We start from the raw sequence: 22,356 nt of genomic DNA, 5'->3' as shown, positions 1-22,356 counted from the left end.
ATGAGGATAACAATCTCTGGTCCTCCGGGTAGCGGAACCACGACGGTAGCGAGGAAGCTGGCCGAGAAACTTGGATTTCCGATGATTTCTGCGGGAGAGATTTTCAGGAGGCTCGCAAGAGAGCACGGCATGAGCCTCGAGGAGTTCAGCAGGTATGCGGAGAACAATCCCGACATAGACAACCTCGTGGATCAGAGGCAGAAGGAGGAGGCTATGAGGCACGAGAATGCGGTCGTGGAGGGCAGACTCTCCGGATGGATGGTGCCTGCGGAGCTGAAGGTCTGGATTTACGCAGACGAGGAAGTGAGGTATCAGAGGATCGCGAGGAGGGAGAAGAAACCTTTAGAGGTGGTTAAGGCGGAGACGAGGCTTAGAGAAGAGATTGAGAAGAGGAGGTACCTCAAGATCTACGGCATAGACATCGAGGACAAGCGCCTGTACCACCTGATGATCAACTCCGGCAGGTTTAATGCCGAGCAGATAGTTGAGATAATCTTGAGGGCTGTGGAGCTGATAGGGGATGAGGAACAGGATAATTCCAAGGAAAAACTTTGAGGACGTATTCTACGTCAAGGAGGAGGGTGAGCCGGGGGAGCATGGCATTTACCCCTACAACCGCCCCATCCGTGACTACATCCGCAAGGGCATGGTCTGCATTGACAAGCCGATGGGCCCGAGCAGCCACGAGGTCGTGGTTTGGGTGAGAAAGATCCTCGAGGTTGAGAAGACCGGCCACACGGGCACCCTCGATCCAAGGGTCACGGGAGTGCTGCCAGTAATGATCGAGGACGGGACGAAGCTCGTCAAGTACCTGCAGGAGTCCGACAAGGAATATGTCACCCTCATGCACCTCCACGGAGACGCGAGGAAAGAGGACATAGAGAGAGTGATGGGGAAGTTTGTTGGTAAGATCTACCAGAGGCCGCCCCTGAAAAGTGCGGTCAAGAAGAGGCTCAGGGTCAGGGAGGTAAAGGAGATCGAAATCCTCGAGATTGACGGGAGAGACGTGCTGTTCAGGGTTCTGTGTGAGGCGGGCACGTACATCAGGAAGCTGTGCGTTGACATCGGTGAGGTGCTCGGCACCGGGGCGCACATGCAGGAGCTGAGGAGGACGAGGACGGGAATCTTCGATGAGAGCAGAGCATACACCCTGCACGACCTTCTCGACGCTTACGTGTTCTGGAAGGAGGACGGGGAGGAGAAGTACCTCAGGGAGATCGTGATGCCGATGGAGGAGGCTGCCAAGACCATGAAGAAGGTGGTTGTGAAGGACACGGCAGTGGATGCCATATGCCACGGAGCACCACTAACGGCAAAGGGCATACACTACGTGGAGAAGACGATAGAGCCCGGAGACGTGATTGCCCTTTTCACCCTGAAGAGCGAGCTTGTGGCGATAGCGAGGGCAAAAATTGGGGCGGAGGACATGCTGAAGGTTAGGCGCGGCGTGGTGGCCGAAACCCTCAGAGTGATTATGGAAAGGGGCACGTATCCGTCATACTGGAAGGGGAGGGCTGAGAAACAAATTTAAGAAAAATATAAATAATATTCCGCTTAATTACTCCCAGAAGGTGGTAACGATGATTGATGTCATTATGGATGGCGATGTGCTGAAATCCATCACGAGGGCGATGGTGGCCCTCGTCAGCGAGGCCAGATTCCACTTTAAGGAGGAGGGAATTCACTCGAGGGCTGTGGATCCCGCAAACGTTGCCATGGTCATCGTTGACGTCTCAAGGGAAAACCTCGAGGCCTACAGCATCGACGAGGAGAAGACTGTTGGTGTTGATGTGAACAGGGTCTACGACATAGCGAAGAGCATAAAGAAGAACGAGCTCGTGGAGCTGAAGATTGAGGACGATGCATCGCTGAAGGTCAAGTTCGGCAGCGTCGAGTACAGCGTGGCCCTCATAGATCCGTCTGCCATCAGAAAGGAGCCCAAGATCCCGAACCTCGAGCTTCCGGCGAAAATCGTTCTTGATGCTGGGGAGTTCAAGAAGGCCATAGCTGCGGCTGACAAAATAAGCGACCACGTCGTCTTCAGGAGCGACTCCACGGGCTTTTACATCGAGGCTGAGGGAGACGTGGACAGGATCGTCTTCCACATGAGCGAGGCTGAGCTCATCGAGTTCAACAGGGCCGAGGCGAGGAGCATGTTCAGCGTTGAGTACCTCAAGGAGTTCGTGAAGGTTGCGGGAACTGGGGACTTGCTCACAATACACCTTGGCACGAACTACCCGGTCAGGCTTGTTTTTGAAACGGCCGACGGTAAGGCGAGGGTCGAGTACATTCTGGCCCCGAGAATAGAGGCCGAATGAGGTTACTTCCCATTCTACCTTTCATTTTGGACTACCCCTTTCTGAGACCTGCCAAGTTTCTCGCCGAGAACATTCAGAGGGGAATGGTCTTCAATGCGGCTCTCGAGAGGGCAGAGGAGATTCTCGAGTCTCTGCTTAAACGGGGCCACTACGAGTTCAAACCGGAGGACAAGCCCTTCTACTGCTCCGCGTGCGACAAGGTGTGCAGAGACGCGTGTGACAGGGATGCGATAGCCGAGGACTTTCTCTGGGACAGGTGCAACCTCTGCGGCGAGTGCTTTCTTAGGTGCGACTACTCCATAAGCCCGGAGAGCTACAGGGAGATGGAGATAAGGGCGAAGGTGTCCGTCTATTCGTACATCATGATGCGCTCTGCAATCTCGAGAGCGGGAGAGGGTGTGAGGAGGAGGTTCGCAACCTCTCTCGCGAGATCCTACAGGCATGCGATGGAGAGTGATCAGAGCGAGATTCTGCCCGAGATTCTCGCCTCCAACTTCTCGATTAAGATCATTAAGAACGAGAGCCTGTGGGTGCACGTTTCCGACTACCTGAAAGCCGCGTCGAGGATAAAGAGCCCCGAGTGGAAGCTGGTTTCGAGAAACCTCAGGAGGGGGTACGTGGAGCTCGACGCTCTGGGGTTTTACAGGGTCGTGGAGGAGAGGATGAGGGACGCGTTCTTCGAACCCTTCACCATAGAAATTGAGGGGCTGGAGAGCCTGATGAACATCGTCACGGAGTACGAGCTGAGCAGAAAGGCCGGCAGGATCGAGGGGGTCAAGGACTTCGACCTGTTCCCTCCCTGCATGAGGAAGATTGTCGCCGATCTAAAGGATTCGGCCAACGTTCCCCACACCGCGAGGTTTGCCATAACGACCTTCATGCTCAACGTCGGCTACAGCGTGGAGGAGGTGCTCGACCTGTTCAGAAACGCCCCGGACTTCGACGAGGAGAAGGCGAGGTACCAGATAGAGCACATAGCCGGCCAGAGGGGGGCAGGCAAAGAATACGACGTACCCTCGTGCTCGACCATGAAAACCTACCACAACTGCGTTGCGGAGTGTGGGGTGAGGCACCCCATGGAGCTTTACAGGAGGAGGCTGTATGAGGGTCGTGGAAGAAAGGCTGAAGGGAAGTGAGGGAGAGATAAAGCTCATCCCCGAGTCTGTGGAGGATCTCTGGCACCTGAAGTACATAATTGAGCCCGGTGATGTGGTCTTCTCTCTCACGAAGAGGGCGAGCGAGAGCAGCGACAAGCTGAGGAGCGACAAGCAGATGGTGACGGTGAGGCTGGGAATTCAGGTTGAGAGGGTGGAGTTCCACAAGTTTGCCAACAGGCTCAGGATCACTGGCAGGATAGTTGCCGGAGTGGAGGACTCGGGGTATCACACCCTGAACATCACCGAGGGAAAGGAACTCAGCATAATAAAGGAGAGGTGGAGCGACGAGCAGCTTGAGAGGATAAAAACTGCGGTTGAGAGCTCAAACAGACCAGAGGTGCTGATTCTGACGATAGAGGAGGGTGAAGCATCTCTGGGCATTCTGAGGCAGTGGGGCGTTGACGAGGTTGCGGTTGTGAAGGGGAGCTACGGGAAGGACAGGGGGAACAGCAGGAGGGAGTTCTTTGGGGAGGTTTACTCGGTTCTTAAGGGCTATGACTTTGGCTATCTGGTCATAGCGGGCCCGGGCTTCACGAAGAACGACTTCTACGAGTTCCTGAAGGAGAAGGACCCGGAGATGGCAGATAAGGCCATACTCACGGACACATCATCCATAGGCGTCAGGGGGTTCCTAGAGGTGCTGAAGAGGGGGGTGGTTGACAGAATCGTGGGCGAGCTCAGGATCAAGAAGGACGCGGAGTACATGGACATGCTCCTCGAGGAGATCGCGAAGGACGGAAAGGCAGTCTATGGCATTGATGAGGTGAAGAGGGCGTACGAGTACGGAGCACTTGAGGTTCTGCTGGTCGCAGACGAGTTTTTAAGGCAGGAGAGGGAGAAGTGGGACATTGACAGCTTTCTGAGGGATGTAGAGAATATGGGGGCCAAGGTAGTCATAATGAGCTCCGAGTTCGAGCCGGGAAAGAGGCTGATGGCTCTTGGGGGGATTGCAGGTCTGCTGAGATTCAGTATAGGGTGAAGAGTCCTTCAGGCTCCTTTTTTTAAGCACTTCAGTCGGAGACCCTGAGCGAGGCCGAGTAGACCTCATCCACCACGGTTATTGTGACATCAATGCGCTCTGGCAACTCTATATCTCTATGGCCCTTGCCGCCATGATGTCCCCACCCCTCGTCAACTGCTCCTGAAACGGACACAGGCAGCTGCAGGTATCCGTCCGGATTCGTGCGCCATGTGGTGTTGACCGTCACAGTGTCATCCTCGAAAACGTACTCGATTGTGACCTCTGCATCTGCGTTTGGATACTTGGTGTACCCTGTGAAGTACACCAGCGATGTCACGATACCATCGTCCACCTTCAGCGTGCTGGAGATGTCAATTTCCTTTGTTGAATCGCCATTTTCTATCTCATCGTACGTGCCGTCCCCCTTGCTTATTTTCAGCACTCCAACCTCCTTGTTCAAAGCGCTGGAAACGTTTTTGAGGTACTCATTCCTCTCTCCTTCTCCTGCCATCCCGAGAACGAAGGTAACGTTGTCCATCTGAACGAGAACTCTGTTCTCACCCTTGGAGAAAGTCACGGTTGCAAAATCCTTCTCCCCAAACGTCTCGTTGAGGTACTCGAGGTACCACCTGTAGTCGGGGCTAATCACCTTCACCTCAAGTGTGATCGACCCGCTTCTCTCCATTTTCGCCCCGCGCATAGTTATGGTCTGGGGGCTGTTGATGTTCTCATTTCTGAGGTCGAGAATAATCAGCCTCACCTCATCGTCTCCTGAGATGTACTCATCGGAGATCCTCGTTCCTCCACTGTTCGAGAGCGCGAAATACTCCCCGCATATGTATGCCTCTTTAGATGGCTTCAGGTAGATGTAGTTTGGATCGAACTCGAGAACCGTCAGGTCAAAGCTCCTCGTCTCTCCATCAACTGTCAGGTTCACCTTCCCGATCCGTTTGGCCAGTATGGAGCTTGAGGTAACCTCCGGAGTGAAAAGGAGGGGGTATTTCGGATACCTCATAACCGGGTCGAATCTCGCTACAGCCTCGCCATAGTTTATCGCCTCGAGAACCTTTTCGTGAAATCCGCCGAACTCGTAATGGAGCTTTGAGTAGTGATCTCCTTCAGCATTTTTAAGCCATGCAGGAACGAAAAACTGCTGAACGACCCCAATTCCTCCAACAATTATCGCAAAAGCGAGCACGAGTCCGAGTACCGGGGACACGGCAGCCTCATCAGGTTTCGGTATCTTCATTGCAAGTTGTATTTTATAAATTGAAATTAAAAAACTTGTTGCATCTCATCATGGGAAAAAATGGAGGTTGATGTGGTGCTGCGGGCTATTCTATGCTCTCGAACCTGTCCTTCAGCCTGTCCATGACCTTTGGCAGCGTCGTGTACTCCATGTCTTCCATTGGCAGGCGGTGGGGCTCGAAGGGGCCGTGTCTCCTCATGTACTCAGCTATCTCAACAGCCTTCTGTCTGGTGTAGTCGTAGGCCGGATCGTCGAAGAGGTCGACAGGCCCAACGAGCCTTCCGTTGGCAAGCTGAAAGCCAGCGGCAATAACCCTCGGCGGGCCGTCAAACCTCGTGCACTTCGAGTAGTTGAATGGCACAGGCATCAGCGGGCCGTTGTGGGAACCTCGCATCCACCCGCTGACGAGGTGCGGGAACGCGAATGGCTCGAGAACCTCTCCGACTGCAGGCAGCCCGCTCTGTGCTCTGACAAGCGCGACTGGATCATCCTTGCCCACATACTCTCCGGCAATCTGGTAGAGCTTCTCCGTGCTGATGACCGCGACAGGCTCGTCTGCCGGAAGCTTTCCTCCCTCCTTCGGGAATACCCTCTTGATGACAAACCTTGACTTGGCCCCTATGAGCGCGAGGATGTCGTACATCTCCTCAGGAGCCCTCATCAGCACCTTCTTGTGCTCGTAGATGTCCCATATCTCGAAGACAAATCCGTTGTGGAGGTTCGGATCGATAACTAAGCCGGCGGTGTTGAAAGGATCGGCAAACATCCTGAATATTGGCAGATTGAACGCTCCGGGCTCGGTCTTGTCCATCATGAACGCGATTACTGGCTCCGCCCCCCTCTCTGTGAACTCCATCTCCGCAACTCCCGGGCCCATTCCCCTGACGTTCCCCGAGAACGCATCGCTCAGCAGATCCTGACCGGCTCCGTAGAGCTTGAGATCCTTGGCGATGGCAGTCGCCTTCTCGAACGTGTCCCAGGCAAGCTTGTGGATCTCCTCGTTGTCAACCCCCTTCGTGTGGGTCATGACAAGTTCGAGGTCGTCCCCAGCTCTGAAGACTCTGAAGTCTATTATGAGCCCGCTATCCTTCGCGTTCTGCAGGTTCTCCTCAGCAGCCTTTATAAGCTCGTCAGCAACAGTCACGTGCCCCGGCAAACCGCCAACGTCTGCCTTAATCAAACTAACAGTAATCTTGCTCATGGTTCGTAAGTGGTTTTGATGTTTTTTAAGTTTTCAGGTTAATTTTATATACTTGATTATCATAATGGGGTGAGGTATCATTACTTTCATGATGAGGGGATGACCATGCTGGAGAGGTGTCCGACGGGAATTCCGGGGTTTGACGAGCTCTGTGACGGGGGCCTGATAAGGGACAGGAGCTACCTGATAGCGGGCCCTTCGGGTAGCGGAAAGACGATATTTGCAATGCAGTTCCTGTACAACGGCGCCAAGGAGTACAACGAGCCGGGCATATTCATAGCGACGGAGGAGAGGCCGCAGAACCTCAGGGAGAACTTCTCGGTCTTCGGCTGGGATCTGGAGAAGCTCGAGGAAGAGAACATGCTCGCAATAATCGATGCCACTTCGGCCAAAATCGGGCTGCCGACTGATGAGAAGTACGTGGACGTAAGACCCTTCGACACGAGGAGCCTGATAGACAACATAATCACGATTCAGGACGAGATAGGAGCTTTGAGGGCTGCACTCGACTCCACGACTGCAATGGGGTTCGCGATGCAGGATCCGTCGAAGTTCAGGGTGGAGCTGCTCAAGATCTCAACCACGCTGGAGATCCTCGGGCTCACCACGATAATGACGGCTGAAGTTATCGAGAGCGGAATGATCTCTAGGTTCGGGGTTGAGAACTTCGTCACTGAGGGTACGATTGTTCTGTACTACACCAGAAGCGAGAACGTAAGGATAAGGAGCCTTGAGATCTACAAGATGAGGGGAACGAATCACAGCAAGAAAATCCACCCATACGACATAACGTCCGAGGGGATCATCGTCCACTCGAGGGAGGAGATGTTTTAGCCAGAGTACTTGTTTATTATTTCCTCGAAGCTGTCAAGCACGTACCTAAGCTCATCTCTGGTGAGGCCGTACGTGGATAGCTTGAAGTGTCTCGTCAGTCCCGGCTTTATTCCGTGAATTCTCCTTTTCTTCAGCTCTCTGTACAGGAAGAACCTGCCGTCCTTGGCCTTCTTTGAGATCTCGTACAGCGGTGGAGCCTCGAAGAACATCAGGTCGTGGTTGTGAGGCTTCTCGCCCAGCTGGATCATGCCGAGATCCTCCATCTTTCTGGAGAACCACCTTGCCTTCTCCACCTCCTCGTCCCACCTCTTCACCCTCCTTGCCACGTAATCGAACGAGGCCATGAGGGTCATCACCGCCACGCCCCTTGCCGTGCATCCGAGGAATTCGATCTCCTTGTTCCTGTACCTCTCCGACTTCCTCGTTATTCTATCTGCAAAGTCCTCGTTGAATCCGAGAACTCCAACCGGCCCTGCGGAGGCCATGGACTTGTGCCCGCTCCCGACGATGAAGTTGCCACCCAGCTCCTTCAGGCTGACCGGCATCCTTCCGACAGCGTAGGCTCCGTTCACGAGGAGCGGAACGTCGTAGCTCTCGCAGATTCTGGCTATCTTCCTCACATCTGGCAGGTTTCCGTAGTTGCCGTCAGGGTACGTTATGAGGGCGAGCCTGACATTCCCTCGCTTGGCGACATCATCCAGAACCTCCGCAAACCTCTCGGGAGTCACTCTGAACTCCGGGTACTCGCTGTTCTCGACGAGGGCTATCCTGTATCCCGCTCTCTCAGCCGCAACGTAGCTCGAGTAGTGGGCGTTGCCGTCCATCACTATCCACTCCTCCCCTTTTCCCCTCAGAGCGTGCATCACCGCGTACTTTGCTTCCCTCGCGCCGTTGGTTATCCTCGAGTACTCGGTTCCGAGGAATTCGGGGAGGAGCTTGCTGACAAACGTCCTGATGGGTGGGGTTTTTATCTCGAAAAGCGATCCCGTGCAGAAGTCGCAGACCGAATACCCGTCTCCCCACTCCACGAGCACCCTCTTCGCATCCTCGCTCAGCCTCCCTCCGGTCTGCAGGGGGTCAATGTTCACGAACCCCTTGGTCTGCCTCTCGTAGAATGCCACCCCCTATCACCTCTACTTCCTCTTGATCGTAAACCTCTTGAAGCCGGGAGAGGTTAGTGCGACGCACCAGTACTCGATCTCCTCCCTCGCATCCTCATCGAAAACCTCAAGCCCGGATTCGGAGAGCAGTCCTGCGAGCTCACCTTCAACCACGAACCTGACGTCCCTGCTGCCTATCTCTATCTCAAGAGGGCCGTCCATTATGACGAGACAGTCGCCCCTCTCGACACACCTCTCCCTCATTATGACCCTCAGAGCGGGCTTTACCTCAAGAATTCTTCTCAGAGTTCCCTGCCATTCCACGCACAGAGTCTGACGAAAAATTAAAAACCTTTCTCTCCAGCCAGTCCCATGGACTATGACGTTGTGGTTGCTGGAGTCGGCATCGCCGGTGCGTTCACCCTGTATCACCTCTCAGATGAAGTGAGGGCTGTTGGCATCGACAAGAGGGAGAGGCTCGGCTATCCTGTTGAGTGCGGAGAGATAGTCCCTTCAAAAAAGGAGATGGAGATCCTGCTCCCCGAGCTTGACGATTACTCGATATTCGAGATTCCTGAAAGGTTTGCGGTCAACAGAACCAAGAGGTTCGAGTTCGTGCTCCCAAACGGGAAGAGCATAGACGTGGAGTTCGACATGCTCGTTCTTGACAGGGCGAGGATGATTCAGACCATCGCCGAGGAGTCGGGGAAGGAGCTCATGCTTGGGGAGAGGTTCGACTATCGCGACGGCGTGGTCGTTGGGGACAAGAGAGTTAATGGGAAGGTGATCGTCGCGAGCGATGGCGCGAACTCGGTCATAAGGAGGAGGATGGGGGTTGGGGGATTCGAGGTGTCTCCTGCAAAGCAGTACGTGATGGAGGGCTTTGAGGGCGATGAAGACACGATTTACATGTATGTGGGGAAGAAGATATGCGCGGGCGGGTATGCGTGGATAATCCCTAAGGGTAATGGTATAGCCAACGTGGGCGTCGGCTTCAGGCCGGAGTTTGCTGAGAAGGGAGATACCATACACAAAGCGCTGGACAGGTTCGTGAAGGAGTGGCCCCACAGCAGCGAGATGCTGAGGAAGGCGAGGGTAATTAGCAAAATTGGTGCAGTAGTGCCGGTCGACAGACCCCTCGACAGAACAGTCCACGGGAACGTGCTGTTCGTGGGAGATTCGGCGAGCATGGTCATAAGCCACGTCGGTGCGGGCATACCAACGTCAATGGTCGCAGGAAAGATTGCCGGAGAGGTGATCTCCCAGCACCTCAGGGAGGGCCTGCCCCTCGAGAGCTACGACTTCAGGTGGAGGAGGGTCATGCTCAGCGCCATGGAAAGCGGGTACTACATCAAGAGGCTCTGGGACAGAATGGCCGAGAGTGATGAGAGAGTCATCAGGTACTTCAAACTCGTCTCGAAAAGGGATATGGCAGCAATCCTCCGCTCGAGGGTGCCGGCGAAGGTGATGCTGGCGGGCATTCTGATGCCCGTTCTGAACAGAATTCTGTGATCATTTCATCCCGATATTCCTTTTTATCGCTCTTCCGAGCTCGGAGAGCGTGTGGTTCATGAGTATCGCGTGTCCGGCGAGCATTATGTTGCAGATGACTATTATGCACCCCTGAGTCACCTTGGAGAGCATGGCGAAGCCAAAGAGCGTGAGGGCAAGGTTAAGCTTGAAGATGAAGGGGTAGAAGTCTATGTTCTCCAGAAGGTGCCCCCTCTTCAGGAGCCCGAGGTAGTTTAGCTGGAGGTAGAGGAGGTAGAGGGCGAGGAAGATGGACACAACGAACACTCCGCTGAGCGCGATGGAGATGTGCGTTGCCAGAACTGTGAACTCGCTTCTGAGCACGTTCAGGTACATCCAGAAGACTGCAAGTCCCTGAACGAGGAGCAGGTTTGGCAGGTTGATCTGGGGAACGAGCATCTTGAAGTGCTTGTGGCTCGCAAAGAGGATGTAGGTGGAGAGCAGTGCTGGAAAGAGGTAGAGGATGTTGATCACCTCAAATGCCTTCATCGTAATCATTCCGCCCCCGCTGAGGTAAAGCGCGAGGTTTATGGTCTCAAAGACTGAGAGGATAAGGTAGATTACGGTTATCACGATAAAGGAGATGAGTATCCTCATCGCGTATCTGTTCAGCTCATGCTCGACCACTTTCTTCCTGTTTCCGGCTGAATTCAGCATTGTCGTGTTGTAGAGGGTCAGGAACGCCAGAAGCATGGCGAGATATAGTTCGAGCATCGTTCCAGCATTTATCAGACCCAACATAAACTTTTTGGTCATTTCGTAAAATCTAAAAACGTTTTGGGGCAGGGCTTGGCCATTATTATGGGGAAAAGGTATTTATTGTTATGCTGTCACTCTCTAAGCATGGTCTTAGGATTCGAGCAGGAGACCGATTACGCTGATTACGACGAGACCATGGATGAGTTCGACGTCCTCTTTGCCATATCCATCCTTGTTTCAGTCTTCGTGTTCGCCCTGATTTCCCTTCAGTCCTGATCTTCACAGTCATCGGATATTTCCCAGCATAAAATATAAATTCAATGCATCCGGAACGTAGCGGGGGGAGAAAAATGAGCATGGAGAAGTTGTTCCTGCACGAAAAGGCGGTTGAGGTTCTCGTCAAGATATATGAGGCGGAGAAAAACGGAGATTATGCTTATCCCCTGAGCATCTCCCGTGAGGTCGGTTCTCCTTACAGCTACATATCCAAGGTTCTCGGCGTTTTTGAGGAGAATGCCCTGATCGAGAGCGAGTTTGAGGGAAGAATACGAAAGGTGAGGCTGACGGAAGAGGGCAAGAGGGTGGCGGAACTCCTCATAGAGCTCAAGAAGCTTCTCAGCAGGGACTTTGTTGTAAGAAAGAAGGTTAAGATGCTTGAAAGCGCGATTCACGGGCTCAACGGCCAGCGCGGTGAGGACGTGCTGAAGATGCTCTTGCCTGTGAAGGCCGAGCTTGAGAGAATCGAGACCCGGGACTCCGAGGCCATGGAGAAGATAAGGCACTTGCGGGCACAGGTAGAGGAGATTCTGAATGGCTGACATACTCGAGAGGCTCGGGGAGATAGACGGCTACCGCGACAGAGCCGTCGAGTATCTCTCGAGGCTCATAGAGATCAGGGCTCTCTCCCCCGAGAACGGTGGGGAGGGTGAGTGGGACAAGGCCGAGTACATCCAGTCCCTCCTCGATTTTGCCGACAGCGTTGAGAGGTATGACGCTGAAGATGAGAGGGCGAAGAACGGCCTCAGGCCAAACATCGTGGCGAGGATCAACGGGAGGAGCAGGAGAACCCTGTGGGTCGTGAGCCACATGGATGTCGTGCCAGAGGGGGATCTGAGTCTCTGGGAGAGCGACCCGTTCACACCTCGCATTGAGGGGGACAGGGTTTACGGCAGGGGAGCTGAAGACAACGGTCAGGCGATAGTCTCCACAATACTGGCAGGGATGTTTCTTGCCGAGCACAGGCCCGAGCTGACGTTCGGGATTGTGTTCGTCTCCGACGAGGAGACCGGCAGCAGGTACGGGATCAGGCACCTCCTTCAGCAGGGAATCTTTAAAGAAGGAGACCTCTTCCTTGTTCCCGACACAGGCAGTCCGGATGGCAGCCTGATCGAGGTTGCTGAGAAGAACATCCTCTGGCTTAAGCTCGAGATCCACGGAAAGCAGGGGCATGCTTCGAGACCCGACATGTTCTTCAACGCCAGCAGGAGGGCGATGAAGATTGTCCTCGAGCTCGACAAAATGCTCCACGAGAGGTTTAACGCGAGGAACGACCTTTTCGAGCCACCCTACTCAACCTTCGAGCCCACCAAGAGGGAGAAGAACGTGGACAACCCAAACACGATCCCCGGGCTCGATGTGAGCTACCTGGACTGCAGGGTTCTGCCCCAGTACTCCAACGAGGAAGTTATCGGGCTTGTGAGGGACTTCCTCAGGAGGAAGGAAGAAGAGGACGGATACCCGTGCAGGCTCGAGGTTGTCCAGAACGAGAGCAGCCCGCCCACGCCCGAAAACAGCGAGATCGTGGTGAGGCTGAAGAAGGCGCTGAAGGTTGCGAGGAACATCGATGCCAAGCTGATAGGCATTGGTGGCAACACCTGTGCCTCCTTTTTCAGGAAGGCCGGATTCGAGACTGCGGTGTGGAGCACCCTCGATGGTAAGGCTCATGAGCCGAACGAGTACGCTAAGGTGTCCAACATAATCGAGGATGCCAAGGTGTTTGCCCTCCTCGCCCACGACCTCTGAGGTGGTTGCATGTTCTACGACATCACGAAGAAGCCCTTCATAATATTCTGGGAGCTGACGAGAGCGTGCATGCTCGCCTGCAAGCACTGCAGGGCGAAGGCGATAAGGAAGAGGCATCCTGACGAGCTGACGACAGAGGAGGCGTTTGGCGTTGTTGATCAGATCACGGAGTTCGGGCAGCCATATCCGCTCATCGTCTTCACGGGTGGAGACCCTCTGATGAGGGAGGATGTCTTCGACATCGTCGAGTACGCCACAAGCAAGGGGATAAGGGCTGCTATAGCGTTCAGCGGAACCAAGCTCGCCACGAGGGAGAGGCTTGAGAGGCTAAAGGACGCGGGCATTTCGAGGATAGCCATAAGTCTGGATGGGAGCACGCCCGAGATCCACGACCACTTCAGGGGAGTTACGGGCACGTTCGAGACGAGTCTTGAGATCATCGAGACCGCGAGGGAGCTTGACATCTCCCGCCAGATAAACACGACCGTGACCACATTCAACATCAAGGATTTGCCCAACATAGCGAGGATAGGAATAGAAAACGAAGTGGCCCTCTGGGACGTCTTCTTCGTCGTTCCCACCGGAAGGGCGAAGGCGGAGTACATGCCCACCGCACAGGAGTTTGAGGACGTGCTGAACTGGCTGTATGATGTATCAAGAAAAACACCGCTGAACGTGAAGAGCTCCGCGGCAACCCACCTCAGAAGGGTCGAGTACATGAGGGACAGGGGAGAGTATGACTTAGGGCATGGCGAGCTCTACCATGAGCTGATGAAGGAGCTTGAGAACCTCCCTCAGGGAGAATCGAAGGAGATTGTTGCTGGCGCACATGGGAGGAGCGTGGCGAGGGACGGGATACGCAGGATGATGGGGATAACGGATGGGAGGGGAATGTTCTTCATAAGCCACATCGGCGAGGTTTACCCCAGCGGCTTTCTCCCGATCATCGCAGGAAACGTCAGGGAAACCACTCTCAAGGAGATATACATGAACTCCAGGGTCTTTACCGAGCTCAAAAATCCGGACATGCTTAAGGGGAAGTGCGGCAGGTGCGAGTTCCGCTACATCTGCGGTGGGAGCAGGGCGAGGGCCTACGCGATGACAGGTGACTATCTCGCCGCAGAGCCGAGGTGCATCTACAGGCCAAGGGGCGGAGAGGTGGTTCGGTAGCCCGAAATTTTTTCGAATTATCATGATTTTTAGTAACAATAAAATTATTCGATAAATTTAGCAAAGCTTATTAATCATTAATTTTAGTCCGCAGGTATGGATGTTGTTGTCGTCGCTTTACTCTCAATACTTGCGATAGTTTTCGGAATAGGAGCGTGGGTTTCCAGAGATAATTTCTACTCAGCGATATACATGTCGGCAGTGATGCTCAGCGTAGGAGGCATCTTCGCCCTTCACGGGATCCACTCAGTCTTCGTGCTGATAGCGTTCATATTCATAGGCGCCATAGGCATAATCACCGTTGCACTGGCAGCGACGTACAGGTTCATCGAGCCGAGGCAGGTGAGCGAGAAGTGGCTAATCGTTGCAGAGCTCGTTGCTGTTCTGCTTGCGGTGACCGTTGGCCTCAACACGTTCATGGCCGGCGAGTTCAGCGACGCCTTTGACAGGGTTCTCTCAGACTACCTCGTGCTCGTCACGTTTCTCGTCGTCCTCACCGCCCTGCTGATGCTTTCTGCCGTAAGCATGTTGAGGAGGGATAGCGCATGATAGAGACCGGAGCGTCACTTGCACTGCTGGTTGTGGGGTACCTGATAGCCACGTCTGCAAAGGACGTGATAAGGCTGCTGATTTCCCTCGAGCTGATGTTCTCGGCCGTTTTCCTCTCCCTCGTCCCCCTGTTCACGAATCCAGCCATGGTGGCCGAGGGTAATGCCATAGCGATTCTGACCGTCTTCACCAGTGCCGGAGAGCTGCTCATACTAATCTCGGCCATAATCTTCCTCGACAGGAAGTTCAGGTCAACGAGCATTGAGACGGTAACGAAAGGAGGGGATGCCCTGTGATTGAGGCCATATTCATTCCGGTAATCGCCATAGCAATAGCGCCTTTCATAAGGGGAAAGGGGGCCGCGTACCTGTCAGCCCTCACATTTCTGGCATCGTTCGTCTTCATTCTTGCCGATCTTGTGGCTCAGAGGAACTACACCGCTCTGCTATTCAACGCCCTTGAGCCGGTTGGCAAGATATACTTGCTGGGCGACACGATAAGCCACGCTTTTGGCTTCACCATAGCAATCGTCTCCGCGATGGTTGCCCTCTACTCATACCCCTACATGAAGCACAGGTTTGAGGAGATGGAGCTCGACAGCGACAGGGAGTTCAGGAAGTACTGGTTCCTCTACAACCTCTACGCGGCATCGATGCTCTGGCTGGTTTACGCCGGAAACCTGCTGCTCATCTACGTGTTCTTCGAGATTTCCCTCATTGCCTCGTTCCTTCTGATCTACTACTACGGCTACGGCAACAGGGTCTGGGTCGCGCTGCTCTACTTCGTGTGGGCCAATATCGCGGGTGTTCTCGCCCTTGTTGGCTTCCTGATGGTGGGCTTCGACAACGGAACCATGGCCCTCGACGGAATAGCGAGCGTGAGCATGCTCGCGTGGCTCCTGATATTCCTCGGAATGATCGTGAAGCTCCCGGGACTTGGCCCGCACGTGTGGCTGCCCTGGGCCCACGCGGAAGCCCCAACCCCTGTTAGTGCCCTGCTAAGTCCCCTCACCGTCGGTCTTGCGGCCTTCATCCTGATCAGGGTGTATCTGGTAGACCCGAGCTTCATTCTCGCCTACAGGTGGGAGATTTTCCTGTACGGTGTTCTAACGAGCGTTGTTGCAGGCTTTGCTGTCTTCAAGCAGACTGACCACAAGAAGCTCCTCGCATACTCTACAGTTTCTCAGATGGGCTACATACTCATAGCCTTCGCCCTCGGCACGGCTGGAATAGTCGGAGTCGTGATCCAGTACATCTCCCACGCCTTCGGTAAGTCCATCTTGTTCATGAGCGCGGGAGCGATCATAGCCGCATACCACGGCCTGAGAGATGTGGAGAAGATGGGTGGGCTGCACGAGCAGATCCCCACAATCGCAAACGCCGCGCTGCTCGGCTTCATGAACCTCAGCGGAATACTCGCGATAGGCATGATCGGGGAGTTCTTCATCCTGAAGGGGCTTGTCGACACCTTTGGCCTCAGCCTTGACGCTATACTGCTCGTTGTGTTCGTCTTCATAATCTCCGGACTTTACAGCTTCTACACGATGAAGAGGATCTACTACGGCAAGGTCAAGGACTACGAGAAGGTCAAGCTGAGCAGGCTCCTCGACACACCGCTCTACGTGATTGGTGCGCTTTCGATACTCTTCATACTGCCACCGCTGGCGACGTGGTTTGTTGATGCTGTTGTGACGTTCTTAGGAGGTGGGCTGTAATGGAAGCCGGAGCCATTCCCGAGCTTATGGAACTTCACCTCAACCCAGTCATCTGGCTCGCGCTGTTCTTCACACCCATACTCGCGAGCTTCCCGATAGCATACATCTGGCCTCAGAGGCAGGACGAGTTCGCAAGGAAGCTGCCGATGCTCAGCGTCTTCGGACTGTTCGTGTCCTTCATCATAACGCTCTTCATACTCTTCAACGTTGAGGAGGGTAGGTACGTCTATCCCTGGCTCCCAACGCTTGGGATAAACTTCGTATTCGTCGTTGACTACCTCAGCAAGTACATGGGAGCACTGACCGGCTTCATCGCCTTCATAATCGGAGTCTACGGCCTCGAGTACATGAAGGAGGACTACAGGCTTGGCTGGTACTGGTTCTTCTTCAACCTCTTCACCGCCTCGATGCTCCTTGTCGTTTACAGCGACAACCTCTTCATGCTCCTCATTGGCTGGGAGGGCCTCGGAATAGCCTCTTGGGGCCTGATCGGCCACTGGTTCAGGGATGATGACGAGCTCAGCTACGTCGGTGTTCTGAACAGAACTGTTGGCCCGCTCAAGATGTTCTGGAGCCCGAGCACCGGCGGATGGAGAGCCATCTCGACGATCAGGGTTGGAGACATGCCGATGTTTCTGGCAGTCGCGGCCATCTACGCCCTCACCGGCTCCCTCGACATATCCCAGATCCACTGGGAGCAGCTCTTCGAGAGTATTGGGACGGTGGGCACAATCATCCTGCTCATAGCGTTCCTCATGGGCCCCTTCACGAAGTCAGCCCAGCTCCCCTTCAGCGAGTGGCTGATGACGGCCATGACCGGTCCAACCACGGTCTCCGCGCTCCTCCACTCTGCGACGATGGTTGCCGCGGGAACCTATCTCTTCATGAGGCTTAGCTGGTACGTGCAGCCCTGGAACATCCACCTGCCCGGTGTCGAGGTGATCTACCTCTTCGTCCTGTTCCTCGGGCTTGTGAGCAGCCTTTACGGGGCTCTCGTGGCCCTTGCGAGCAGGGAGAGGAAGGTTCTGCTTGCCGCTTCGACCATGTCCAGCCTTGGCCTGATGTTCGCTGCTGCAGCAGCAAGCAAGTGGGTGGGGCTGTTCGCGATAATAGTGGCGTTCTGGTACCTCATAACCCACGCGTTCGCCAAGGCGACGCTCTTCCTCGTCGCAGGCCACATAATCCACGAGACCCACGACAGGTTCCTTGGCGGTGACAGGGAGGTATTCAACAAGATGAAGGTCACGGCAATAGTCACTCTCTTCGCCACAGTGGTGCTCGCGGGAATTCCGCCCCTCACGGCTTACTGGGTCAAGTCTGCCATGGACGAGGTGCTGCACGAGCTCATCCACGAGGTCAACGCGCTGCCGCTGATAATGCTCGTGACAATCTCGGCCATATACTCGGCATTCCTCGCCAAGTTCTTCGCCCTGAACTTCTGGAAGGGCAGGCACGTTCACCTCCACCTGCACGGCGGAGGGATAATGAAGACGGCGTACAGCCTCATGGTGTCGATGCTGCTCGTGCTGCTCGCGGTAATAATGCTCGGAATTGACGAGCACGCTGGAGAGTTCGTGCACGCGGGGCTTGCTACAACGTCGTTCATGGTGGGAACGCTCGTCCTCGTGACTTACGTTATAGGATTCATCAAGCCCGAGCACGAGTCCAAGGTCGGACAGGTGCTCTACGACAGGTTCTACATGATGGCACTCAACGACTACATAGTGCCCAAGATAGGCTGGGCGATTGCGTGGGTGGTCGACATCTTCAACAGGGCGGTTGACTTCTTCACCCACACGTTCATACCGGGACTGTTCGAGGCCCTGTCGTACGGTGTCAGGGTGATTCAGAACGGAAGCCTCGAGAGGTATGCCAAGATTGTGGTTAGCGCGGTGCTGGTGGTACTCGTTGCTGTATCTGTGGCGGGGTGGTTGTAAATGGAGCTCGCGATAATCTCTCTGCTCATACTTGCGGTAAGCGGAGCGCTTTCGGTGAAGCAGAAGTACATAGGGCTGGCAGGAGCGCTGATAAGCGTACTGATAATGACCGTCAACAACCCCCTCCTGCTGATGGTTCTTGTGGTGGCGCTGATAAACCTCGCCTCCCTTGACCTCATGAGGGGGTTCCTCAGGGGCGTGGACTACACCCTCGTAGGTTTAATATTCGTTGCGACCGTCTACGCCTTTTACTCCCAGAGCCTCGCGTTCCTGCTGACGATGTTTGTGGTTGCAAGCGTGCCGACGTACATGCTCGTGATGGCCAGCGACAAGGAAGTGAGGATGGATGTTGGCATAAAGTACATAACGTTCATGGTCATCGCCACGGTCCTCTTCCTCATAGGCGCGGTGCTCATGGTTCACGCCAGCGCCACGGCAAGCTCCACTCTCTACTATGTCGGCTTCGCCATGCTGCTCGTAGGACTTGCCATAGAGGTTGGTGCAGCGCCCTTCCACGAGTGGGTTCCCGATGTGTTCGATACTGCCGATCCAATTCCGATCTCAATTATAGCGAGCGTCGCGAAGTTTGTGCCCTTCGTCGTCACGTACAAGATAATCTACTCAACCTACGATGGTGGAATCGGAGTGATACTGCTCATAGGCATAATAGCCGTGGTCTCGATGCTCGTCGGGAACATAGGAGCCCTGACGTCCAACAAGCCCGCCAGAATTCTGGCCTACTCGACTGTGGCCAACATGGGCTACATAATCGCGACCCTCGCGGTAATCGGGAAGGAGGAGTTCGTATACCTTGCCTTCGCCGGAGCGATGCTTCAGCTGCTGACCAACTCGTTCGGAAAGATTGGCTTCTTCGTGGGGATAAAGGAGAAGTCAATGCCGACGGTGGAAACCTACCTCCTCGCCCTCTCGTTCATCGGCCTCCCACCGCTCATGGGGTTCTGGGGCAAGCTCTACATAGTCGCGTCGCTCGTCTACGCGAACCTTATTTGGCTCGCCGTTATACTCGTCCTGAACTCCGCAATGTCCGTGCCGTATTACGTCAGGCTGATAAGGCTGTTTGAGGGGAGCAGCGGTTACAGGAAGGTTGCCGGATACCTGATCACCGTGACTGCAGTCCTCATGCTGATGACAGTGGTTCCGCCGAACTGGATAGTGGAGTCCAGCAGGATTCTGATGAACTACCTGCCAATCGGAGGTGTGTGAGATGGATGAGGTCATCGTGGTTGGATTCGTTATAATCCTCAGCGTGGTAGTTGACGTTGTAATCTACGGGCTCTCAAGGATACTGCCGAAGAGGAACCCCACGGAGCTCAAGTACCTCAGGTGGGAGTCCGGAAATATCTCGGTCGGACTGCCGAAGTACACCCTGCCGATGCAGTACTACGGTTTTGTCGTCCTCTTTATGGCCTTCGAGCCAATAGTGGTGCTCCTGCTGCTGTTCGCAGCATTCCCGGGGCTCGACTACCTGAAGTTCCTCGCAATCTCCATGATCGCTCTCCTACCCGGATTCTACTTTGCGTATCGCATAGCCTATGATGCTGCCAACAGGAGGGATGTGTATGGATGAGATGATCGAATTCCTGCATAAGGGTCCTCTCGCACCGATAAAGAAGTGGGGGACTAAGTGGAGTATCTGGCCAACTCACCTCGTTACCGCGTGCTGCGGTGTTGAACTGGCACACGCCTTTGCAAGCGGCTACGATGGAGAGAGACTTGGCGTTCTGAACTTCGGAATGGCCAGACAGACGAACTGCATCGTTGTTGAGGGTGCGATAACGAGGAAGATGGCGAGAGTGCTCAAGATGACCTACGAGCAGATGCCTGATCCGAAGTTCGTCATAGTGATGGGCGTCTGCGGAATAAAGGGCGGCCTGTTCTGGAACGGCTACCACATGGTGAAGCCGTTCGAGGTCGTTCCTGTGAAGTACTTCGCTCCCGGATGTCCGCCAACGCCTGAGTCGCTTCTGAGGTGCTTCAGGGCACTTCAGGACGAAATCGTAACTGGAGAGGCGAAGAACACCATCGTTTATCCGATCCTCCGGAGGGAGGAGGTCGAGGGCGAGAAGAAGAGGAAGAAGAGGCCCAAGAGGGTTCCGCCCTCCCCCAAGTATGTGGCCGAGAATCCGTCCGTTGTTGTGGACATAGACAGGAGCGAGAAGTGGAAGGAGGGCGAGGAGCTCAGAAAGCAGGTCTCCGACATCCTCGGAGAGCTTGCCAAGAAGGTGACGATTACCGGCAGGTACAGGATAAGCGCGAGGGTGGAGAAGGACGACTTCGTGGAAGCTGGAAAGAGGATGCTCGAAGCTGGCTTCGACCACGTGAAGTCTGTAAACGTTATCGATGTTCCGCACGAGAACAAGTTCATAGTTGAGTATACGGTCTCGAGCTACCTCAAGCCCGAGTTTGTCAGGCTGCTCGTCACCCTTGTTTCGGAAATTGACAGGGAGGACGCTATGTTCCCGAGCATGATCGAGGTGTGGCCCTCAGCCGACTACCTTGAGAGAGAGCTGCACGACCTCTTCGGCGTGTGGTTCGATGGCAATCCGTGGATGGGCAAGAACTTCCTCTTGGCGCCAGACACGCCAAAGAACCCGCTCAGGAAGGACTTCAAGCTTGAGCCCGAGGTCTACGTGGGAGGTGATGGAAAGTGAAGGAGTATGCAATTGACGTCCCAGTGACGCCGCCCAAGGAGTACGAGGCCTACTTCGTCCCTGTTCCAAAGGAGTTTCTGGAAGACGCTTACAAGAGCGACGACTTCGTGGTCTTCACGGGCCCGCAGCACGGTGGAAGCGGGCACATGAGGCTGATCGTCAGGGTGAAGGGAGACTTCATCGAGGAGGTCATTCCTGATCCCGGCTACGTGCACAGATCCATGGAGAAGCTTGCAGAGACGAAGCTCTACATCCAGAACATCCCGCTCTTCGAGAGGCCGTCCATAATCGACTTTGGAAACTACAACCTCGGCTACGTGAGGGCGATAGAGGAGGCCCTCGACATTGAGGTGCCCGAGAGGGCAAAGTACATCAGAACTCTCCTCGCCGAACTCGGAAGGGTCGGAACTCACCTCTACGATGCGGGAATCCTTGCGGTCTTCCTTGGCCACACTACTGGCTTCATGTGGCCTTTTGCCCTGAGAGAGTTCATAATCGAGATATTCATGAGGATCACCGGGACGAGGATAACCGGTTCGTTTATAGTCCCTGGAGGTGTCAGGAGGGACATAGACCAGAAAACGCTTGACATGATAAAGAGGATGACCTACGCGATGGAGAACAGGCTCAAGAAGTTCGAGAGGGTGTTCATAAAGAACCCCACGACCATAGCGAGGCTGAGGGAGGTTGGTGTCCTCACGAGGGAGGAGGCGGTCAGGTACGGAGTCGTCGGCCCCTTCGTCAGGGCATCTGGGGTAGAATACGATGTGAGGAAGATCGAGCCATATGAGGCGTATGAGGAAATCGACTGGGAGATGGTGATGGGCTACGACGGAGATGGTTACACGAGGTTCCTCGTCAGAGTTGAGGAGGTTGCCCAGAGTCTCTCGATGATAAGGCAGCTCGTTGACAACATGCCGGAGGGAGATGTGCTGAGCGACGACATAATTGCATTCGACAAGAAGGACATAAGGGGCAGCTTCTTCGAGGCCTACGCGGACATGGTCCTGCCCGAGGGAGAGTACACGACCCTGACGGAGTCTGCGAGAGGAACGCTGCTGTTCTCCATAATCAGCGACGGCGAGTCGACGACGCCTTACAGGGTGAGGATAGTCACTCCGGGGTGGATGTACCTGAAGGGCTTCATGGAAGCGTGCAAGGGACACAGGCTCGCAGACCTGCAGGCGATTTACGGGAGCTTCGGGTACTTCCCGCCCGAGGCCGATAGGTGAGGTGGTGAGAA

Annotated in this window: 24 protein-coding genes; 19 read left to right on the top strand and 5 right to left on the bottom strand. The window is 54.7% G+C overall.

Annotated features, from left to right (window positions below; translation table 11 throughout):
• From cmk to GAH_RS01790, 5 genes are read left to right on the top strand one after another with little or no spacing between them, the layout of a single operon-like run.
• Positions 1 to 555, top strand: a complete 555-nt coding sequence (gene cmk, locus GAH_RS01810) for a (d)CMP kinase (RefSeq protein WP_048094422.1) — start codon at positions 1 to 3, stop codon at positions 553 to 555.
• Positions 521 to 1,531, top strand: a complete 1,011-nt coding sequence (locus GAH_RS01805; protein ID WP_048094421.1) for an RNA-guided pseudouridylation complex pseudouridine synthase subunit Cbf5 — start codon at positions 521 to 523, stop codon at positions 1,529 to 1,531. Before cmk ends, GAH_RS01805 begins: the two co-directional genes overlap by 35 nt.
• Positions 1,532 to 1,580: 49 nt before the next feature.
• Positions 1,581 to 2,318, top strand: a complete 738-nt coding sequence (locus GAH_RS01800) for a DNA polymerase sliding clamp (protein WP_048094420.1) — start codon at positions 1,581 to 1,583, stop codon at positions 2,316 to 2,318.
• Positions 2,315 to 3,454 carry a DNA primase large subunit PriL gene (locus GAH_RS01795; protein ID WP_084632236.1) on the top strand — a complete coding sequence of 380 codons (1,140 nt, stop codon included), beginning with the start codon at positions 2,315 to 2,317 and terminating at the stop codon, positions 3,452 to 3,454. Before GAH_RS01800 ends, GAH_RS01795 begins: the two co-directional genes overlap by 4 nt.
• Positions 3,420 to 4,454, top strand: a complete 1,035-nt coding sequence (locus GAH_RS01790; RefSeq protein WP_048094418.1) for an mRNA surveillance protein pelota — start codon at positions 3,420 to 3,422, stop codon at positions 4,452 to 4,454. The genes GAH_RS01795 and GAH_RS01790 overlap by 35 nt, the downstream gene beginning before the upstream one ends.
• Before the next feature lie 31 nt (positions 4,455 to 4,485).
• On the opposite strand, the gene GAH_RS01785 is transcribed toward GAH_RS01790, so the two are convergent.
• Together GAH_RS01785 and fbp are read right to left on the bottom strand one after the other, a co-directional pair.
• Positions 4,486 to 5,685, bottom strand: coding sequence for a hypothetical protein (locus GAH_RS01785; RefSeq protein ID WP_048094417.1), 1,200 nt, complete (start codon positions 5,683 to 5,685; stop codon positions 4,486 to 4,488).
• Positions 5,686 to 5,770: 85 nt separating this feature from the next.
• Entirely contained in the window at positions 5,771 to 6,886 is a 1,116-nt protein-coding gene (fbp, locus tag GAH_RS01780) for a fructose-1,6-bisphosphate aldolase/phosphatase (RefSeq protein ID WP_048094416.1), read from the bottom strand.
• A 99-nt stretch (positions 6,887 to 6,985) separates the two neighbouring features.
• On the opposite strand from fbp, the gene GAH_RS01775 reads away from it, so the two are divergent.
• Positions 6,986 to 7,720 (top strand): ATPase domain-containing protein, encoded by a 735-nt coding sequence (locus GAH_RS01775; RefSeq protein WP_048096655.1) that lies wholly within the window; start codon positions 6,986 to 6,988, stop codon positions 7,718 to 7,720.
• Here GAH_RS01775 and pscS read toward each other — a convergent pair.
• Together pscS and GAH_RS01765 are read right to left on the bottom strand one after the other, a co-directional pair.
• On the bottom strand, positions 7,717 to 8,841 hold the full coding sequence (pscS, locus tag GAH_RS01770) for an O-phospho-L-seryl-tRNA:Cys-tRNA synthase (protein ID WP_048094415.1): 1,125 nt from the start codon (positions 8,839 to 8,841) through the stop codon (positions 7,717 to 7,719). The two genes, GAH_RS01775 and pscS, sit on opposite strands and share 4 nt — an antisense overlap.
• Before the next feature lie 12 nt (positions 8,842 to 8,853).
• Entirely contained in the window at positions 8,854 to 9,144 is a 291-nt protein-coding gene (locus GAH_RS01765; protein WP_048094414.1) for a hypothetical protein, read from the bottom strand.
• 48 nt (positions 9,145 to 9,192) lie between these two features.
• On the opposite strand from GAH_RS01765, the gene GAH_RS01760 reads away from it, so the two are divergent.
• On the top strand, positions 9,193 to 10,332 hold the full coding sequence (locus GAH_RS01760) for a geranylgeranyl reductase family protein (RefSeq protein WP_048094413.1): 1,140 nt from the start codon (positions 9,193 to 9,195) through the stop codon (positions 10,330 to 10,332).
• Here the strand turns inward: GAH_RS01760 and GAH_RS01755 are convergent, their stop codons facing one another.
• A complete protein-coding gene (locus GAH_RS01755) occupies positions 10,333 to 11,064 on the bottom strand; it encodes a hypothetical protein (RefSeq protein WP_156967357.1) in 732 nt (243 codons plus the stop codon).
• Between the two features lie 129 nt (positions 11,065 to 11,193).
• Here GAH_RS01755 and GAH_RS11010 point away from each other — a divergent pair, with 129 nt between their 5' ends.
• From GAH_RS11010 to GAH_RS01700, 12 genes are all read left to right on the top strand, one after another.
• Positions 11,194 to 11,325: a hypothetical protein gene (locus tag GAH_RS11010; protein ID WP_281173931.1), complete on the top strand. Its 132-nt coding sequence runs from the start codon at positions 11,194 to 11,196 to the stop codon at positions 11,323 to 11,325.
• Between the two features lie 80 nt (positions 11,326 to 11,405).
• Positions 11,406 to 11,867 (top strand): ArsR family transcriptional regulator, encoded by a 462-nt coding sequence (locus GAH_RS01750; protein WP_245604050.1) that lies wholly within the window; start codon positions 11,406 to 11,408, stop codon positions 11,865 to 11,867.
• Entirely contained in the window at positions 11,860 to 13,071 is a 1,212-nt protein-coding gene (locus GAH_RS01745) for a M20 family metallo-hydrolase (RefSeq protein WP_048094410.1), read from the top strand. The genes GAH_RS01750 and GAH_RS01745 overlap by 8 nt, the downstream gene beginning before the upstream one ends.
• Positions 13,072 to 13,080: 9 nt before the next feature.
• Positions 13,081 to 14,241, top strand: coding sequence for a TIGR04053 family radical SAM/SPASM domain-containing protein (locus tag GAH_RS01740; RefSeq protein WP_048094409.1), 1,161 nt, complete (start codon positions 13,081 to 13,083; stop codon positions 14,239 to 14,241).
• 96 nt (positions 14,242 to 14,337) lie between these two features.
• Positions 14,338 to 14,790, top strand: coding sequence for a hypothetical protein (locus GAH_RS01735; protein WP_048094408.1), 453 nt, complete (start codon positions 14,338 to 14,340; stop codon positions 14,788 to 14,790).
• Complete coding sequence (locus GAH_RS01730) at positions 14,787 to 15,086, top strand: NADH-quinone oxidoreductase subunit K (protein WP_048094407.1); 300 nt, start codon at positions 14,787 to 14,789, stop codon at positions 15,084 to 15,086. The genes GAH_RS01735 and GAH_RS01730 overlap by 4 nt, the downstream gene beginning before the upstream one ends.
• Positions 15,083 to 16,504 (top strand): complex I subunit 5 family protein, encoded by a 1,422-nt coding sequence (locus tag GAH_RS01725; RefSeq protein ID WP_048094406.1) that lies wholly within the window; start codon positions 15,083 to 15,085, stop codon positions 16,502 to 16,504. The genes GAH_RS01730 and GAH_RS01725 overlap by 4 nt, the downstream gene beginning before the upstream one ends.
• Complete coding sequence (locus GAH_RS01720) at positions 16,504 to 18,441, top strand: NADH-quinone oxidoreductase subunit 5 family protein (RefSeq protein WP_084632234.1); 1,938 nt, start codon at positions 16,504 to 16,506, stop codon at positions 18,439 to 18,441. The genes GAH_RS01725 and GAH_RS01720 overlap by 1 nt, the downstream gene beginning before the upstream one ends.
• The gene (locus tag GAH_RS01715; protein ID WP_048094405.1) at positions 18,442 to 19,665 is read left to right on the top strand and encodes a proton-conducting transporter transmembrane domain-containing protein; all 1,224 of its coding nucleotides are present in this window, start codon (positions 18,442 to 18,444) and stop codon (positions 19,663 to 19,665) included. It begins immediately after the preceding gene.
• 1 nt (position 19,666) lies between these two features.
• Entirely contained in the window at positions 19,667 to 20,029 is a 363-nt protein-coding gene (ndhC, locus tag GAH_RS01710) for an NADH-quinone oxidoreductase subunit A (protein WP_048094404.1), read from the top strand.
• The gene (nuoB, locus tag GAH_RS01705; protein WP_052747718.1) at positions 20,022 to 21,113 is read left to right on the top strand and encodes an NADH-quinone oxidoreductase subunit NuoB; all 1,092 of its coding nucleotides are present in this window, start codon (positions 20,022 to 20,024) and stop codon (positions 21,111 to 21,113) included. The genes ndhC and nuoB overlap by 8 nt, the downstream gene beginning before the upstream one ends.
• Complete coding sequence (locus tag GAH_RS01700) at positions 21,110 to 22,345, top strand: NADH-quinone oxidoreductase subunit D (protein WP_052747717.1); 1,236 nt, start codon at positions 21,110 to 21,112, stop codon at positions 22,343 to 22,345. Before nuoB ends, GAH_RS01700 begins: the two co-directional genes overlap by 4 nt.
• The last annotated feature ends 11 nt before the right edge of the window (positions 22,346 to 22,356 follow it).

It is taken from the genome of Geoglobus ahangari (genome assembly GCF_001006045.1).
GTDB lineage: Archaea > Halobacteriota > Archaeoglobi > Archaeoglobales > Archaeoglobaceae > Geoglobus > Geoglobus ahangari.
This window is presented reverse-complemented; position numbering and strand designations above follow the sequence as displayed.

What these genes read in the sequence shown, in the direction of transcription:
- cmk (WP_048094422.1), top strand. Translation starts at nt 1, where the DNA reads ATGAGGATAACAATCTCTGGTCCTCCGGGTAGCGGAACCACGACGGTA.
- GAH_RS01740 (WP_048094409.1), top strand. Translation starts at nt 13,081, where the DNA reads ATGTTCTACGACATCACGAAGAAGCCCTTCATAATATTCTGGGAGCTG.
- GAH_RS01790 (WP_048094418.1), top strand. Translation starts at nt 3,420, where the DNA reads ATGAGGGTCGTGGAAGAAAGGCTGAAGGGAAGTGAGGGAGAGATAAAG.
- GAH_RS01795 (WP_084632236.1), top strand. Translation starts at nt 2,315, where the DNA reads ATGAGGTTACTTCCCATTCTACCTTTCATTTTGGACTACCCCTTTCTG.
- GAH_RS01805 (WP_048094421.1), top strand. Translation starts at nt 521, where the DNA reads ATGAGGAACAGGATAATTCCAAGGAAAAACTTTGAGGACGTATTCTAC.
- GAH_RS01750 (WP_245604050.1), top strand. Translation starts at nt 11,406, where the DNA reads ATGGAGAAGTTGTTCCTGCACGAAAAGGCGGTTGAGGTTCTCGTCAAG.
- GAH_RS01760 (WP_048094413.1), top strand. Translation starts at nt 9,193, where the DNA reads ATGGACTATGACGTTGTGGTTGCTGGAGTCGGCATCGCCGGTGCGTTC.
- GAH_RS01755 (WP_156967357.1), bottom strand. Translation starts at nt 11,064, where the DNA reads ATGCTCGAACTATATCTCGCCATGCTTCTGGCGTTCCTGACCCTCTAC.
- ndhC (WP_048094404.1), top strand. Translation starts at nt 19,667, where the DNA reads ATGGATGAGGTCATCGTGGTTGGATTCGTTATAATCCTCAGCGTGGTA.
- GAH_RS01720 (WP_084632234.1), top strand. Translation starts at nt 16,504, where the DNA reads ATGGAAGCCGGAGCCATTCCCGAGCTTATGGAACTTCACCTCAACCCA.
- GAH_RS01735 (WP_048094408.1), top strand. Translation starts at nt 14,338, where the DNA reads ATGGATGTTGTTGTCGTCGCTTTACTCTCAATACTTGCGATAGTTTTC.
- GAH_RS01730 (WP_048094407.1), top strand. Translation starts at nt 14,787, where the DNA reads ATGATAGAGACCGGAGCGTCACTTGCACTGCTGGTTGTGGGGTACCTG.
- GAH_RS11010 (WP_281173931.1), top strand. Translation starts at nt 11,194, where the DNA reads ATGGTCTTAGGATTCGAGCAGGAGACCGATTACGCTGATTACGACGAG.
- fbp (WP_048094416.1), bottom strand. Translation starts at nt 6,886, where the DNA reads ATGAGCAAGATTACTGTTAGTTTGATTAAGGCAGACGTTGGCGGTTTG.
- nuoB (WP_052747718.1), top strand. Translation starts at nt 20,022, where the DNA reads ATGGATGAGATGATCGAATTCCTGCATAAGGGTCCTCTCGCACCGATA.
- GAH_RS01785 (WP_048094417.1), bottom strand. Translation starts at nt 5,685, where the DNA reads ATGAAGATACCGAAACCTGATGAGGCTGCCGTGTCCCCGGTACTCGGA.
- GAH_RS01775 (WP_048096655.1), top strand. Translation starts at nt 6,986, where the DNA reads ATGACCATGCTGGAGAGGTGTCCGACGGGAATTCCGGGGTTTGACGAG.
- GAH_RS01715 (WP_048094405.1), top strand. Translation starts at nt 18,442, where the DNA reads ATGGAGCTCGCGATAATCTCTCTGCTCATACTTGCGGTAAGCGGAGCG.
- GAH_RS01745 (WP_048094410.1), top strand. Translation starts at nt 11,860, where the DNA reads ATGGCTGACATACTCGAGAGGCTCGGGGAGATAGACGGCTACCGCGAC.
- GAH_RS01800 (WP_048094420.1), top strand. Translation starts at nt 1,581, where the DNA reads ATGATTGATGTCATTATGGATGGCGATGTGCTGAAATCCATCACGAGG.